The organism is Amycolatopsis sp. NPDC034160 (assembly GCF_055575355.1).
The window spans coordinates 1-13,182 of the sequence record NZ_JBVISU010000031.1; the positions used below are offsets into that span (position 1 = coordinate 1).

Below are 13,182 nucleotides of genomic sequence, written 5' to 3' on the forward strand. Positions count from 1 at the left end.
GGCAACGCCGTCGCCACCGTCCTGGTCGGCACCTGGACCAAGGAATTCGACCGCGAACGCGCCAACCGGGTCTTCACCGGACAGGCCCCGTTCGAGGAGGCGTCGGACGGGTCGTGATCTCCGGTCGCGCAGGCGGCATCGTTAGGGTGGCAGCGTGCCAGAACGGATCCAGTCGGTCGAACGCGCCGCCACCATCCTGCGACTGCTCGCCTCGGGGTCGCGCCAGCTCGGCGTCGTCGAACTGGCCCACGCGATGAACCTGCCCAAAGGCACGGTGCACGGACTCCTGCAGACGCTGCAGTACGTCGGGTTCGTCGAACAGGTCGGCGCCGGCGGGAAGTACCGGCTGGGTCCGACGCTGCTGCACCTGGGCACCGTCTACCTCGACGTCAATGAACTGCGCTCCCGAGCCCTCAGCTGGGCGGATTCCCTGGCCACTCGCTCGGGTGAAAGCGTCCGGATCGGCACCGTGCACGAGAACAAGGTGCTCGTCATCCACCATGTGTTCCGCCCGGATGACAGCCTCCAGGTCTTGGAAGTCGGGACGCTGCTGCCGCTCCATGCCAGCGCGCTGGGCAAAGCCCTGCTTAGCTTCGACCTGCGCGGTGACATCCTGGCCGGCAGCATCGACCTTCCTGGCATGGCACCTGCCACCGTCATCCAGCGTGACGAACTACTCCACCAGATCACTCTGATCCGGGCGGAGGGCTGGGCGATGGACCGGGACGAACTCGTGCACGGCGAAGCTTCCATCGCCGCGCCCATCCACGATGAGCGCAACCTGACCGTGGGCGCGATCGCGATCACGGGCGCCATCGAGCGGATCTGTGACGAAGACCGCCAGCCCCGCCGCGACCTCGTCGCCGCCGTTCGTGAAACCGCCCGCTCGATCTCCCGCAGCCTCGGTGCTCCGACCTGGTGACCCAGCACGCCAAGACGGTCTTCGCGGTGAGTCTCGGCACTCAGCTCGAGCACGCTCACTCAATCACGGTTGCCCTCGAGAAACAGACCTGAGGCGATGGTGGGCGAGTTCCAGATTCTCTTCGCCCGGCCTGGGCACCGCGCAACGGAGCGGGCCAAGGCCGATCAACAGCATTAGGGCCGGCACCTTCGCCACGAACAGCCCACGCCATCCCCAGGTCTCGGTGACCAGTCCGCCCAGCGGCGGACCGCCATGCCACCGATCATCATCACTGTGGCGATCACGCTCGGCGCGCGGCCCCGCTAATCCTCCCGCACCATCGCCGTCACTAAAGGCAAAACACGTGGCCAGCGCGCACTTACCTACGAAGATACTTACGCCTTTGGAGGCCTTATTCCCGGCGTGTCGCGCCCAGTGGAGACCCCGCCCTTTGAAGGGAAGGAGCGCCGTCAGGTGGGGAGCCTTGCACACCCGTTCACAGCCTCGACTGCGCGCTCGAGGACAGGCATGCCAAGAAGCAGTCGGCGAAGGGCCGCCATGCCAAGCGTTTCAGGGACGGTGGCGGGCGAGATCAGGTCTCTGTGCGGCAGCCCCCGGCAAGTGCTGGAAGAGAAGGTCCTCGTGACCGCGTTCGAACACGGCAACAAGATCACCCTCGAGAATGTGTGACACTGAAGGCCGTCAATCCGACTGCGCGACCGTCCACTTCGATCAGCTGATGGGTGGACGTTGCATGTGAGGACAGTCGGGGAGGTCGGTCGTCGCGGGCAAGCGTCTCGAATCTCTATTGCTTTCCCAGAGGTTGTATCACGCGCGCCTGCGGCCTACCACAGATCTCACTGCATGCCTGTCCGGACCGCGCGTGCCGGAATGGTTAGCTGGGGCTGAGCATCACCTTGCGAATCTAAAACCTCGAATGAGTGTGGAAGAAGGGCGTATTCGCTCCTTCCATGGTCAACTTATAGCGTGCCTGGGGGCTTGTGGCAAGACCCAGGTGATGCCGCAGAATCGCCAGCCGAAGCTGAAACCTGCGGAAATGGGAGTTACTAAAGTGCGTGTGCTGTTGTCGACGTATGGGTCGCGCGGGGATGTCGAACCGATCATGGGCCTCGCGACGCGGGTGCGGGAACTCGGCGCCGAGGTGCGGGTGTGCGCGCCGCCCGACTTCGCGGGCCTGCTGGCCGGAATCGGGGTGTCGATGGTTCCGGTCGGCCCATCGGCGAATGCGCTGACGGTTGCGGCGCCTGCACCGTCGTCCCTGCCGGAGTACGCGGCCGCCCTGATCGCCGACCAGTTCGAGGCGGTCACCAAGGCCGCCGAAGGCTGCGACGTGATGGTGGTGACCGGCATGCTCCCCGCCGCGGCGGGCGCGCTGTCGGTGGCTGAGAAACTGGGCATCAAGGCGGTGTCGGTGACCTTCCAGCAGCTCACCCTGCCTTCGCCACACCACGAACCGTTGACGTACCAGGGCAAGCCATTTCCACCGGAGCTGACCGGCAACCGGCAGCTGTGGGAGCTGGACGCGCGCACCAACGACGAGTTGTTCGGGGCCGCGCTCAACACGAGCCGGGTGGCCAACGGCCTGCCGCCGGTGGACGGTGTCCGTGATTACGTCATCGGCGACCGGCCGTGGCTTGCCACGGATCCCGTTCTGGACCCGTGGCGGGAGCCGTCGTATTTCGACGTCGTCCAGACCGGCGCGTGGATCATGCCGGATGAGCGCCCGTTGTCTGCCGGCCTCACGGCGTTCCTGGACGACGGCCCACCACCGGTCTACGTGGGCTTCGGCAGCATGCCGATGCACGCCGCGGCCGATGTCGCCCAGGTGGCCATCGACGTGGTCCGGGCGCACGGCCGCCGCATCGTCCTGGGCCGCGGCTGGGCGGACCTCTCGCTGATCGACGATCGGGACGACTGCTTCGTGGTCGGTGAGGTCAACCAGTTCGCGTTGTTCTCCCGGGCCGCCGCCGTGGTTCATCACGGCGGGGCGGGCACCACGCTGACGGCCGCCCGGTCCGGTGCGCCGCAGGTGGTTGTCCCGCAGGCGACGGACCAGCCGTACTGGGCAGGCCGGGTGGCGGAGCTGGGGATCGGCGTGGCTCACGACGGTCCGGTACCGACCATCGAATCCCTGTCCACCGCTCTCGGCACGGCTCTGGCCACCGAGACCGGCGAGCGGGCGCGTGCCGTGGCGGGCACGATCCGGACTGATGGCGCCACAGTGGCCGCCAAGCTGCTGCTCGACTGAAGATCTCACCTCGACGACCATCCGTTGCAGCATTAGCCGCACTGGGGATGTCGGGTGAGGTGAGTAGCGTGGGCGTGTGAAGCCGCGCTTGCTGGGGAATGTGGACGGGCTTTCGATTCCGTTTGCCGCTCCGGCGCCGCCGCCGGGCCATGTCGACTATCTGTGGTGCTTGTCGCGGTGGCAGGGAAGCGCGGTGCGACGAGCGTGACTCAATCCGGCGCATGGTGCTGCGCTGACGGACGTCGCGGGGCGCGTCGGCGCTGAGCTGGCGTGGGTGACGTCCTGGGCGCACCGGGCGAATATCACTGTCGGCCCGGACCTAGGGTCGCCAGAACTGCCCCGCTGTAGGCGTCGTGGCCTATGACCATCATCCTGACTGGAATTTCGGCGCGATCGGCCGTTTCGCGTTCGACGGCCCCACGCCTGTTCTCTCCCGTCCGCGATCGCCTCATCGTACGCCGGAGCGTCGCCACGGCCCTGATCTAGGTCGGTCCGGTTACAGTGCCTCAGTACCGCGCCGACCCCGCCGCCATGGAAACTGCGCTCCACCAAAACTCATGCACGGCGAGAAGCGGCCCGAAATCAACTGATTGGTTGATGCCAAGCTGCGTCTGGATGGCCACCGTGGACTGCATGAGGCGATATCTGGGGGCCCTGTTCGTTGTCGTGGGACTCGTGGTGGGAACAGCGCCTGCGGTGGCGGCGTCGGCCGGTGTGGTGCGGATCGAATCCGGGTTGGTGCGGGGTGAGGTGACCGGCGGTCTCCGGATTCATCGAGGTGTGCCCTACGCGGCCCCGCCGGTCGGTGAGTTGCGCTGGCACGCGCCGGTCGCGCCGCGGCGGTGGGATGGTGTGCGTGACGCGACCCGACCGGCCGATCGCTGTCCGCAAGCCGCGTTGCCCAACAGACCAGCCAGTGACACCGAGGACTGCCTGTACCTGAATGTGGTGGCGAAGAAGCGCGTGTGGAGGGCGCCGGTGCTGGTATGGGTGCATGGCGGTGGACTGGTGTCCGGTGCCGGTGGTGATTACGATCCGTCCCGGCTCGCGGAACGTGGTGATCTGGTCGTCGTGACGGTGAACTACCGGCTGGGGAACCTCGGGTTCCTGGGCTTTCCCGGTCTCGCCGATGGTGGCGCGTTCGGCCTCGACGATCAGCAGGCCGCGTTGCGGTGGGTCAAGCGCAACATCGCCTCTTTCGGTGGCGACCCGGGGAACGTGACGGTCTCGGGTGAGTCGGGCGGCGCCCATTCGGTCTGTGGCCTGCTCGCTTCCCCAGGTTCGGCGGGGCTGTTTCAGCGGGCCATCGGACAGAGCACGCCGTGCGTATCTGATGCCTTCGCCGGCACGGGTGTCCGGCCGCTGCTCGACGTGCCGTACTTCGTGCCGCCGGAGTGGCAGCAGGGACACGGGCAGAATTTGGCGACCCGGTTCGGCTGCACGACGTTGGACTGTCTGCGGCAGGTGCCGGTGGCGGACCTGCTGGCCGCGCCGGTCCTGCCCCTGCCGGCCTATGGCAACGCCGTGCTTCCGGAGAATCCCGCAGTCGCCGTGCCCGCAGGCCGTTTTCAGCGCGTGCCGTTGTTGACCGGCGTCACCAGGGACGAAGGAACCCTGTTCTCGCCGTCGATGTTCCCCGGACTCACCGAGGCGGGTTACCGGAAGGCGTTGGACACCTATTTCGGTGACAAGGCCGCGGTGGTTGCCGCCGAGTACCCCGTCGCGGCGCACGGCACTGCGGCACAGGCCATCGGTGCGGTCATGAGTGATCTGGACTGGGCTTGGGCTCAGCAGGCGAGTGAACGACGGTTCTCGGCAACGGTGCCGGTCTACGCCTATGAATTCCTGGACCGCACGGCACCGCCGATTCTCGAGTTTCCGGTGGGTGTCCAGCCGCTGGCCGGGCACGCGTCCGAGCTGAAGTACCTGTTTGATTTTCCGTATGACGATCGCCCGTTGACGGCTGCTCAACGACGGTTGGGGGACCGGATGATCGACTACTGGTCACGGTTCGCTTCGGCCGGCGACCCGAATAGGCACGGGCTCCCGCCGTGGCATCCCGTGACCGCGGACACTCACTACGTCCAAGGTCTGGACTTGTCCAGGATCGGCAAGGTCGATCGGGCGAAACTGCATAACTTCCAATTATGGGACCGGCTCGTGACGCGGAAATAGACCTGAGGTAGCCGCTCCGCCAGGCGAGGCTTGGGGCGAAGGTTTAAGCATCCGCTTGGAGTGACTGCTCGAAGTTGCCGGGACCGAATATCCCGATCACGGAGTGCCAGCGCGTACTGGCGGCGCAGATCGGGAACGCCACCGCCGACCGGGCGGTCGCGGCCGCCCTCCAGCGGCAGCTGGTGCCCGCGCGGCTGCCCGCGGTCTCCGAGATGAGATTCGACGCCCGATACGTACCCGGGGACCGAGATGCCTGGAGCGGCGCGGGGTTTGGCGATCGACTATTGCTCCAATATCGAGAAGTGTGGAAGATCGTTCTGGTCCGACCTCAGCAGATCAGGAAGGCCGATGGTGGCGCAAGCTCGACAGGAAGCTCGACGAGACGGCGGCGATCATCTCGCGAAATCCGTCGTCCACATCGCGACCGCGACGGACGAGACGTACCTGCCTTATGTGGCGGCCATGGCTTGGTCGCTGGCCGCGCGACGGCACCCGGACACCGAACTCGAGTTCACCGTCATGCATGCGGGAGTATCAGCCGCGGACCGGGCTCGCGTCGAAGCCGTCATCGACGGAATCACCGTACGGTGGGTGTCGATGCATCCGGACAATTACCGGCGTTGGGGGGTCGAGCCGGAACCGATGATTCTCGACCCGCACTATTTCCGCTGTCTACTCGCGAGAATCTATCCCGAAACGGTCGAGCGAGCCGTCTACATCGACTCCGACACCGTGATCCTGAAGGACCTCAGATCGCTGTGGAGCTGGCCGCTCTACGGGAACCCGATTGCTGCCGCGGGGGATTTGGTGTCGGTGATAAGTGATGCCATCAGTCACTGGCAGGAGATCGGACTCGATCCCGATGCGCCGTATTTCAATGCCGGTGTGATGGTGATCGACCTGGCGCGCTGGCGGGCCGAGAACATCGGTGAGCGGGTCCTGCGCGAATGTCAGGAGAATCGGCACCGGCTGCTCATCCAGGACCGGTGGAACCAGCACGATCAGTACGGCTTCAATGTCGTACTCCAGCATCGCTGGACCGCGTTGCCCTCGGGCTGGAATCACTACGCGGAGCGAGCCCTCGACGATGCCGGGATCGTGCATTTCCTCGGCGACATGAAACCCGGCGCTCCGCTGGCCTTACCAGAGTGCACGGAGTTGTTCATCCAGGCTGTGGACGCGACCCAGTGGGCCGGCTGGCGGCCACCGGGAAACACCACGACCTGACCATTTCTCAAGGCACATTCCGCTGATGGGCACCGCGGAGTACCGGAGATCAGGACCGATGGACCACTGCCCCCCCCGCTGGCCATAGCCATATCCGGACCAGCAGCGCGTGAGGTAATGGCGTCGACACGGTTTCGGGAACGTGCCAGCGATTCCGGCGGGCACTACGGTGGATCTCACGCCCGAACGACAGGAGTACCCGAACCACCATCCGGTGCGGTCTTAGTCGTCTGCCAGGAGGAGCCCGGACAGGTTTCTCGCCAACTCGATCATGGTGGCCACGTGGGCGCGCCAGCCTTCGTCGTCGCCACCCAGCCAGCAGGCACGAGCTTTGCGACCGGCGGCGAAGTATGCCTGTCCGTAGAGGTCGTACTGCGCGCGCACATATCGGCGCCACTCACGCCGGTAGCGCTTCAATTCTGTGGGTCGGGCCATCTCTTCGGCGAGCCGGTGGACCTCGTAGCTGTAGCTCCAGAGATCTTCGTGGAGGTCAGCTGGCACGGGCAGGCCGTGCGTGTACTCGATCGGTGAGCAGGGTTCCCCTTTGCGACGAATCCGCTCCCGCACGGTCAAGGCGAGGACCAACCACCACAGGACGGCGGCGACCTCGAAGACCGGAGAGTACGCGCCTCCAGACCACGTGAGCGAATCCCAGTCGACGATGAGGGTCAACACAGCCACGCCAAGCAGGGACATCACCAGCAGACCGATGAGCGTCAGTCGTCTACGTGCCGCCCATCGCAAAGCCCGCCGCTGCGCGGCCTCGTCTCCTGGAAGGACCTCGGTTCCGCCGGCACCGTGCACCGCGCGACGCGGCAACCACGGCCAGGCTAGCGGCGGCGATGGCCGAAAGCGCATGGCCGAGATGGTTTCCGACATCGCCCGTCCCCTTCTCGATCACGTGTCACCCCTTGGCGATCTTAGCGAGACCCGCGAGCACGAAATCTTCGTAGTTGTTCCATCAACGTGTTGCCGCCCCAGCGCATCAACGTGGCTCGTTTCCCCTCGATGCACGTGTGGTCGAACCCGCCGCTCGCAGATGGCGACGCTCCAGAAGACGTCCGCCATCGATGTCTGACCCGCGCCCCCCAACGAGGATGTCCAAGTACTGATATGCCTGGAGTGAGCGGATCTCCTCATCAGCGCCGAGTCCGCGAACGCCGTGAAATCAAGAAGGCCGCTGGCTCCGGCCTTTACAGCACTTCAGCGGTGCCGGAAACCTACGAGGACAAGGACGCCACCGGGGGGTGGTGGCCGGCGGGGGATGTCGACGCTCTTGTGCGGGAACTCGCGCACGATTCGGCTCGGGGTATTCGTTGCTGAGATGGCACTCTTCGCCGGCTCCCGGACACCCTGAGTCGAGATCGTGAGCTGTGACGATGCCCGCCGGTGCGGAGGAATGCGGATGGGACGGGAACCCCGACACCTCCCGTCGAGGCGTGAGTTCCCCGGGCCCGGCCCGGCTCGAACGGGCTGCCACCCTCACCATGCGACGGGCAGGACGCACCCTTACCGGGTAGACGCGCCTTGGGCGGGCTCATCGTGATGGTAAGCGAACGCTACGCGTCTCGGAAGTGTGACTAGGAGCAAGGGCGCCAAGTCTGAGCAGTCCACGCCTGGAGCGACGATTTTGGTGTTATCAGGTAGAAGCTCGAACAAGCAATCCTTGACCGGCTACCCCGGCCGCTCTGGTCGTTCTAGAGTTGGGCCGCATGGAGCCTGTCAGCGGACTCGCCACCAAGTTCGCGTCAAGCAGAATGAGCTTCTACACAGCCATCTACCTGACCAGCGTGCTACTTCCGGGAGCCGTACTGGTGACCGAGCTCCTTGTCCTCTGCGTACACCTTGCGAGACGCGGCCAGGCCGACATCGGGTTCATCTTGGACACGCTGGCCAAGGTGAAAGGGGCCGGCATTGTCGTGCTCGTCCTGGTGGCAATCGCAGCCAGCTTCGTGATCGGCTATCTGGCCAGAGAGGTCGGCTTCAAGATCACCGCCCTGTGGGAGCGGTTCAACCGACGAAAAGCGGCGCCCGCGTTCACGGCGTCGTGGGCCAAGATTCGAGACACCTTCGGCGACGACTTCACCGAGCGTCTCACCGGGCTGCACCCGATCCTGCGACACCTCGATTCCGACGAGCTGCACCGAGACGACGCTCGTGGTCGTAGCCTGCCCGTGGGCGGCGGACATCAGGCAAACGCGTCGTTGTACCTGTTCACCTACAGCAAGCTGTGGCTCCGCGGGCGCGTGCCTGCGCTGAGCGTCGACAACATCGAGGTGGAAATCAACATCCTGGTGTCGACCATCATGCCCGTGCTCCTCCTCGCCCTCGACGCGACCGTGCTGTCGGGCACACCTGTCTCGATCAAGATCATCGCCCTGCCTGGAGCGGTGCTCATCAGCCTCGCGGTCATGACCGCTGTGCGGCGCCTGCGCAGGACAGAGCAGAGCGAGGCATTGCGCAACCTGGCGTTCGACCTCGCTATGCGCGAGGCGGAGGCTGAGTATCCGACCGCGGAACGGCGGGATGAAGAGGAAGCGTCCTAGCGCGAGTAGTGCCGAAGATCGGGCAACATGCCGGAATCTGTTGGGCCGCAGAGAATGTAGAGCAGCAACCGGGTATCGGCGTCGGCCAGGTACGCCGCCGCCGCGCGATGATTGCCGTCGAGCAGTACCACCTCGTCACCGACTCGGTAACCCGGAAGTGCCAGATGCACGGGCCTGTCGGCGCGTATGTACTCCTGTCGCAGCGCAGCGATCGTGGACGCACGAGCACGCGGCCAGGATGTTTCGGTGATCGCGACTTCTGACACCCGCAGCGGGCGAACGCCTTGGTGGTCGTAGCCAGCGTCGCGTCCGGATTCATCTGCGTACCACACGGTGCACAGCTCGCCGAGTTCCTTACGGGAACGGCTGTACCGTTCCTCGATCGCGCACTCGGCAGCGACCCGTTGCCAGTCCAGTTTCGCCCGTATGCCTCCATCGCCGAAGATCAGTGCGAAGGCCGATGTGTCCATGCCAGGAGACGGTACCGGCCGGCGCCAAGAGGGGCTGAGTGGCAACGACACCCTGGCCGCCCAACGTCCGGACATGCCGATGACCGGATGAGAACCGAATACGTGTGACCCGTTGATCGCGCCGTGGGCTACTGGGCGGTCTGTGGGTCCTTACGGAGGATTCGCCAGCACAGGTAGACGCAAACGCCGGCGGCGGGTGCACCTCCCAGCAGTGTGGCGGCAATGCCGAGCGGGATCACTGCTCCGGCCAAGTACAGCGGTACCAGTACTGCGGTGGCGATGGTGAACTTCGCCAGGAATACAGCCGTGCACACGTAATAGCGGCGCAGCTGCCGGCGATCGTGTCGCCAGGCGAGGCGTTCGCCGCGCACTGTGCTCATCACCAATCCGATGACCGGCCATCGCACCAGCATGGATACCAGGAACAGCACGCCGCCGCCTGCTTGCAGGAGGACGGCGGTGAGGTAGAAATCGACCGCCTGCCCGGTACTCCCAGCCAGCAGTGCGGACACTCCGACCATGATCAATCCGATCGCCGGTTGCCAGACCTTACCGCCGGTGCACAGCCGCACCACGGCCAACACGGACACGCCACCGACCGCGACCAGCGCGGACGCCAGCACCTGTCCGGTCAGTAGGTACGCGACGAGGAACAGCGCTCGCGACACGACGCCCTCGGCGACCGTGCGCCAACCGCCTACCGCGCTGAACAACGACAGCGACTTCTGCGTCAGCATGTCGAGGCTCACGTGCTCGCCTTCGCGCCGACAGACGGGAAACTGCTGTGGCGCATCGTGTCCTCGTAGGCGCCGATCGCGTCGAGCAAGTCGAGCTGGCCACGGTGCGCCTCGACCAGTGCCTCGCAGAGGTGGCGCGCATCCTGCATCGCCAGGTTGCCGCCGAAACCTGGGGCCAGGTGGATGGCGTCGCCGATGACCGTCACCGGACTGGCGGGCCAGGCCGGCGTCGGCGGGATCATTCCGATACGCAGTGCGACCGTGACGTCTGGCCACGCCTCGGCGACGACCGCCCGCAGGGCGGAAGGCAGATCCGCGGTCAGCTCCTTGGCGCGGCGCCACACCGTGGCGGAACCGAGCCGCTCCCGCGTGACGGGCACGGCCCACATCACGTAGTCCTCGATCTCGGCGACCGCGCTGTGGTGCATGGCGGGCAACCACTGTCGTCGCGCTGCCACTGGCGGTTGGGTGAACCGCAGCACGCCCAACGCCATCGTCGTGCCGCGCACGTGTGCACTGGTGGCGCTGTCGCCGATCAGGTCGGGAAGCCCGGTACAGGCCACAGCACGCAGTGGCGTCGCGCCCATGATCATGCGTCGTCCCGTGTCCACCACCCGCACATCCGGCAAGTACCGGCGGCGGACCGCCGAACCGATTCCGTCGGCGCCGACCAGTACGTCCGCGATGTCCGTGCGGCCGTCGGCGAACCACACTCGAACTGTGTCGTCGGCGCCCTGCTCGAACCTCGTGAACTCCGCCCCGAAGCGGACCACGTCGTCCAGCTCCGTCAGCAACACCGCTCGCAGCAGCGGCCGGTCGACTTGCCGACCAGACCGCGCCCGGCCCGCCATGCCGTCGGACGGCCGAGCACCCGTGATGGTGAGCTCTCCATCCACGTCGGACAGCGCCAAGGTCTGCTCGCGCCGTCCTCCCATGGTGGCCTCCACCATCGCGACATGCGCCGGAGGCAGGCACGCACGCAGCGCCGACGCGCCACGGTCGTCGACGTGCAGGCTGGCGCCCTGCGGACGCCCCGACGCGCCGTCTCGCTCGTACACCACGACATCGATCCCCGCCCGACGTAACCCGTGAGCGAGCGTCAACCCGCCCAGGCCAGCGCCGACCACAACCACCCTCATCAGCTCACACCCATTCTTCATCGCCTGATGAAGAACACACTACGGCGAGTTCCAGCAAAACTCCACCGAACGATGAAGAAAGGGTGTTAGGCTTCAGCGGCCATGACAGAACACGACAACCATCGGCGCCCCGGACGCTGGCGGACCGGCGCGGAGAGCAAGCAGCGGGTCCTGCAGGTCGCCCGCGAGCTGTTTGACCGCAACGGCTACAGGGGCACGACCGTGCGAGCGATCGCCACCGCGGCGGGAGTCGACCCGGCGATGGTGTTCTACTTCTTCGGCACCAAACAGGGCCTGTTCAGCGCCGTGATCGACATGTCCGACAACGTCCCACCGGCCATCGAGTCGATCTTCGCCGGCAGCCTCGAGACCATTGGCGAGCGCATCGTGCGGGCACTCGTGGAGAACCTCGACAAGTCCGACCGCACGCCGCTGGTGATGCTGACTAGGTCGGCGCCCGCCGACCCACAGTCCGAAGCGCTGCTGCGCGAATTCATCGACCGGGAGATCACCGACCGGCTCGCGGCACTGCTCGACACGCCGGACGCCGCGCTACGGGCGGGCATGGTCAACGTCCAGATCCTGGGTCTCGCGGTAGCCCGGTACATCGTCCACATCGAACCGATCGCGTCAGCATCCGTCGACGAGCTCGCCACCACGTTCGGTCCCCTCGTACAGCACTGCCTGACCGGCCGAACAACACCATCGTGAGTGTGGTTCTCTTGCCAGTCAGGGATCTCCAGGTTGTCAAATCTCGCCAATGCACTCTCATGCCGCGATGAGAACCTTGGTGCGGGCGGGTGGATCAGCCAGCTGCCCGGTCGCCGAAGTCGTCGGCTTACCGCCTCGCTGAGGAAATGTCTCGAGTTTGAGACTGATGATGGTGAGGCCGGCTTCTTTTATGAAGCGGAGACACCCTGCGTTGACACCGGTGGGAACCTGACAATGCCCTGGTGAACAACGAGACCAACTGGACGATACCGCGTTCAAAGGGGCCGCCTTCACCGGAGACGTCACGTTCGACCAGGTGAAGGTGGACGGGTGCCTTTCCCGCGCAGCGCCGAGTTTCGGCAAGGTGTAATCGGCGCCGCACCGTCTCAGCGGGGTTACCCGGGCGCCTTCGACCTGGCCCTCACGGCTGTCCGGGCGGCTCGTGGCGTTCGACGGCGTTCCACAGGATTGCGATGGGTGCCTGGTCCGGTTTCTCTCGTTCGGCGAACTCGTCGAGGAGCGCGCCGACCCTGCTGTTCAGCTCCGCTTGGTCGCGGGAGTCCAGCCGCAGAACCGCCCGGCGGGTGTGCTGGGGGAGTAAAGGGTCGTTCTCGCTGATCTCCGCCCGGTGTGCGTCCAGGATGGCGAGGTCGACCTTGGCCGTGAGGTGAAGGTCGGTCCCCGGCTCGAGGTCGAGACGCCAGGTCTTCTTGGTCGCCCGGTAGGGATGTTCCCAGGCGCCTTTGGGGCCTCGCCGTGGCTTCTCGGCCACGAGGAATCCCGTCGCAGTCAGTATCCGCAGCCTGCGCAGCAATGTGGCCGGTGCGACGTCGAGGCGTTCGGCGAGTTGCTGGTTGGTCCATGACCTGTCCAGGCACAACCGCAGGATGCGCCAGCTCAGCGGATGGGAGAGCGCACGTAGTTCTTCCGGCGTCGCCGCTGGGGGCTCGATCTGTCCGGCCATTGACAGGACTGTAATCGATTCTCATACTCGGAATCAATTTCAC

At 65.8% G+C, this 13,182-nt stretch carries 12 protein-coding genes; 7 read left to right on the forward strand and 5 right to left on the reverse strand.

Features of this window, described 5'->3' with window-relative positions; genetic code table 11:
• Positions 1-154: 154 nt before the first annotated feature.
• The 5 genes from ACZ54P_RS37105 to ACZ54P_RS37125 all read left to right on the forward strand — a co-directional run bounded on the left by ACZ54P_RS37105 (position 155) and on the right by ACZ54P_RS37125 (position 6,572).
• On the forward strand, positions 155-922 hold the full coding sequence (locus ACZ54P_RS37105; protein ID WP_465466288.1) for an IclR family transcriptional regulator: 768 nt from the start codon (positions 155-157) through the stop codon (positions 920-922).
• Positions 923-1,459: 537 nt separating this feature from the next.
• Complete coding sequence (locus tag ACZ54P_RS37110) at positions 1,460-1,591, forward strand: hypothetical protein (RefSeq protein ID WP_465466289.1); 132 nt, start codon at positions 1,460-1,462, stop codon at positions 1,589-1,591.
• Positions 1,592-1,973: 382 nt separating this feature from the next.
• Positions 1,974-3,170 (forward strand): glycosyltransferase, encoded by a 1,197-nt coding sequence (locus ACZ54P_RS37115; protein WP_465466290.1) that lies wholly within the window; start codon positions 1,974-1,976, stop codon positions 3,168-3,170.
• A gap of 633 nt (positions 3,171-3,803) precedes the next feature.
• On the forward strand, positions 3,804-5,345 hold the full coding sequence (locus tag ACZ54P_RS37120) for a carboxylesterase/lipase family protein (protein ID WP_465466291.1): 1,542 nt from the start codon (positions 3,804-3,806) through the stop codon (positions 5,343-5,345).
• A 348-nt stretch (positions 5,346-5,693) separates the two neighbouring features.
• Complete coding sequence (locus ACZ54P_RS37125; RefSeq protein ID WP_465466292.1) at positions 5,694-6,572, forward strand: glycosyltransferase family 8 protein; 879 nt, start codon at positions 5,694-5,696, stop codon at positions 6,570-6,572.
• Positions 6,573-6,794: 222 nt separating this feature from the next.
• Here ACZ54P_RS37125 and ACZ54P_RS37130 read toward each other — a convergent pair whose 3' ends face one another.
• Positions 6,795-7,253: a hypothetical protein gene (locus ACZ54P_RS37130; protein ID WP_465466293.1), complete on the reverse strand. Its 459-nt coding sequence runs from the start codon at positions 7,251-7,253 to the stop codon at positions 6,795-6,797.
• A 1,031-nt stretch (positions 7,254-8,284) separates the two neighbouring features.
• On the opposite strand from ACZ54P_RS37130, the gene ACZ54P_RS37135 reads away from it, so the two are divergent.
• Entirely contained in the window at positions 8,285-9,118 is an 834-nt protein-coding gene (locus ACZ54P_RS37135; RefSeq protein WP_465466294.1) for a hypothetical protein, read from the forward strand.
• On the opposite strand, the gene ACZ54P_RS37140 is transcribed toward ACZ54P_RS37135, so the two are convergent.
• The 3 genes from ACZ54P_RS37140 to ACZ54P_RS37150 all read right to left on the reverse strand — a co-directional run bounded on the left by ACZ54P_RS37140 (position 9,115) and on the right by ACZ54P_RS37150 (position 11,464).
• The gene (locus ACZ54P_RS37140; RefSeq protein WP_465466295.1) at positions 9,115-9,588 is read right to left on the reverse strand and encodes a hypothetical protein; all 474 of its coding nucleotides are present in this window, start codon (positions 9,586-9,588) and stop codon (positions 9,115-9,117) included. The two genes, ACZ54P_RS37135 and ACZ54P_RS37140, sit on opposite strands and share 4 nt — an antisense overlap.
• 128 nt (positions 9,589-9,716) lie before the next feature.
• Positions 9,717-10,337: a DUF3159 domain-containing protein gene (locus ACZ54P_RS37145; protein WP_465466296.1), complete on the reverse strand. Its 621-nt coding sequence runs from the start codon at positions 10,335-10,337 to the stop codon at positions 9,717-9,719.
• Positions 10,334-11,464 (reverse strand): FAD-dependent oxidoreductase, encoded by a 1,131-nt coding sequence (locus ACZ54P_RS37150; RefSeq protein ID WP_465466297.1) that lies wholly within the window; start codon positions 11,462-11,464, stop codon positions 10,334-10,336. Before ACZ54P_RS37150 ends, ACZ54P_RS37145 begins: the two co-directional genes overlap by 4 nt.
• Positions 11,465-11,566: 102 nt before the next feature.
• Between ACZ54P_RS37150 and ACZ54P_RS37155 the strand changes: the two genes are divergently transcribed.
• The gene (locus ACZ54P_RS37155; RefSeq protein WP_465466298.1) at positions 11,567-12,175 is read left to right on the forward strand and encodes a TetR/AcrR family transcriptional regulator; all 609 of its coding nucleotides are present in this window, start codon (positions 11,567-11,569) and stop codon (positions 12,173-12,175) included.
• A gap of 421 nt (positions 12,176-12,596) precedes the next feature.
• Here the strand turns inward: ACZ54P_RS37155 and ACZ54P_RS37160 are convergent, their stop codons facing one another.
• A complete protein-coding gene (locus tag ACZ54P_RS37160; protein ID WP_465466299.1) occupies positions 12,597-13,139 on the reverse strand; it encodes an ArsR family transcriptional regulator in 543 nt (180 codons plus the stop codon).
• Positions 13,140-13,182 lie beyond the last annotated feature (43 nt).

Bases quoted from the DNA above. Each gene is read 5' to 3' on its own strand.
- ACZ54P_RS37110 (WP_465466289.1), top strand. From the start codon at position 1,460: ATGCCAAGCGTTTCAGGGACGGTGGCGGGCGAGATCAGGTCTCTGTGC.
- ACZ54P_RS37120 (WP_465466291.1), top strand. From the start codon at position 3,804: ATGAGGCGATATCTGGGGGCCCTGTTCGTTGTCGTGGGACTCGTGGTG.
- ACZ54P_RS37125 (WP_465466292.1), top strand. From the start codon at position 5,694: ATGGTGGCGCAAGCTCGACAGGAAGCTCGACGAGACGGCGGCGATCAT.
- ACZ54P_RS37135 (WP_465466294.1), top strand. From the start codon at position 8,285: ATGGAGCCTGTCAGCGGACTCGCCACCAAGTTCGCGTCAAGCAGAATG.
- ACZ54P_RS37140 (WP_465466295.1), bottom strand. From the start codon at position 9,588: ATGGACACATCGGCCTTCGCACTGATCTTCGGCGATGGAGGCATACGG.
- ACZ54P_RS37150 (WP_465466297.1), bottom strand. From the start codon at position 11,464: ATGAGGGTGGTTGTGGTCGGCGCTGGCCTGGGCGGGTTGACGCTCGCT.
- ACZ54P_RS37155 (WP_465466298.1), top strand. From the start codon at position 11,567: ATGACAGAACACGACAACCATCGGCGCCCCGGACGCTGGCGGACCGGC.
- ACZ54P_RS37160 (WP_465466299.1), bottom strand. From the start codon at position 13,139: ATGGCCGGACAGATCGAGCCCCCAGCGGCGACGCCGGAAGAACTACGT.